Origin of the sequence: Allopseudospirillum japonicum (assembly GCF_900108915.1) — a bacterium.
GTDB lineage: Bacteria > Pseudomonadota > Gammaproteobacteria > Pseudomonadales > Halomonadaceae > Pseudospirillum > Pseudospirillum japonicum.
Genome location: NZ_FNYH01000029.1, coordinates 1 through 1,247 on the forward strand (window position 1 = coordinate 1; position 1,247 = coordinate 1,247).

1 protein-coding gene is annotated in these 1,247 nt (G+C 56.9%); it reads left to right on the forward strand.

Annotated elements, in window-relative coordinates; translation table 11 throughout:
- The first annotated feature begins 58 nt into the window (after nucleotides 1–58).
- A complete protein-coding gene (locus BMX05_RS12320; RefSeq protein ID WP_093312623.1) occupies nucleotides 59–1,183 on the forward strand; it encodes an RNA-guided endonuclease InsQ/TnpB family protein in 1,125 nt (374 codons plus the stop codon).
- Nucleotides 1,184–1,247: the final 64 nt, after the last annotated feature.

Consider the following 1,247-nt stretch of genomic DNA (forward strand, 5'->3'; position numbering starts at 1 on the left):
CGCACCGCGTAGCGGTGCCCTCTTGCCAGGATCTCGCTGAGCTGCTAATTTATCCAGCATGACAAAACGAGCCTACAAAGAGCGGTTTTATCCCACTGCCGAACAGGCGGCGCTTCTGGCGCAGTCTTTCGGCTGTGCTCGATTTGTCTGGAACAACACCCTGGCCTATCGCACCGAGGCGTATCAGCAACGCGGCGAGTCAATATCACACTCGGCAGCAGAAAAGCGGCTGGTCACACTCAAAGCGGAATACCCTTGGTTGTGCGAGGTCTCCAGCGTTATTCTGCAACAAACTCTGCGTGACCAGAAAGCGGCTTTCGACAACTTCTTCAACCCGAAACTCAAGGCGCGTTATCCGCGCTTCAAGCGTAAAGACGCCCGGCAGTCGATCCGCCTGACCAAGGCTGCGTTTCGCTATCGGGATGGCGAAATCACGATGGCCAAGACCCGGATACCACTCCCCATCCGCTGGAGCCGTCCACTGCCTGTCGAGCCTTCCAGCATCACGCTTTCACGCGACCGGGCCGGACGCTACTTTATCAGCTGTTTGTGTGAATTCACACCGGAAGCACTGCCGATCACACCCAGAACAGTGGGTATTGATCTGGGGCTAACAGATCTGTTCATTACCAGCGAGGGCGCAAAATACGCTAATCCACGCCATCTGAAACGCTATGAGGCTAAGCTGGCGTACCTGCAACGCCGCTTGTCGAAGAAGAAAAAAGGCTCAAACAACCGAAACAAGCTGCGCCGGAAAATAGCGCGGCTGCATGTCAAAGTTGCGGATTGCCGCCGCGATGCCCTCCATAAAGCGACCCGCACGCTCGTTAACGAAAACCAAGTGCTGTGTGTCGAGTCACTGAACATCACCGGCATGCTCAAGAACCGTCGTTTATCCAAGGCCATCAGTGATGCAGGCTGGGGCGAGTTCATTCGCCAGCTGGAATACAAAGCTGCCTGGGCGGGGCGGCAGCTGGTGAAAGTCAGCCAATGGCTTCCCAGCAGCAAGCTGTGTCATGGCTGCGGACACAAGATCGAGAAGCTGCCGTTGTCGCAGCGCCATTGGCACTGTGAAAGGTGTGGCCTGCCCATTGACCGCGACATCAATGCGGCCAAAAATATCCAAACCGCCGGGCTGGCGGGGTTCGCCTGTGGAGCGACTGGAGCGGGGACAGCGGCCTAAGCCACTGTCTAGTGAAGGCGTGACGAAACAGGAAGGTTCTCGGGGTGACTCAAGAACCCTCGCC

Excerpts from the sequence above, each read along its gene's own strand:
- BMX05_RS12320 (WP_093312623.1), top strand. The coding sequence starts at position 59 with ATGACAAAACGAGCCTACAAAGAGCGGTTTTATCCCACTGCCGAACAG.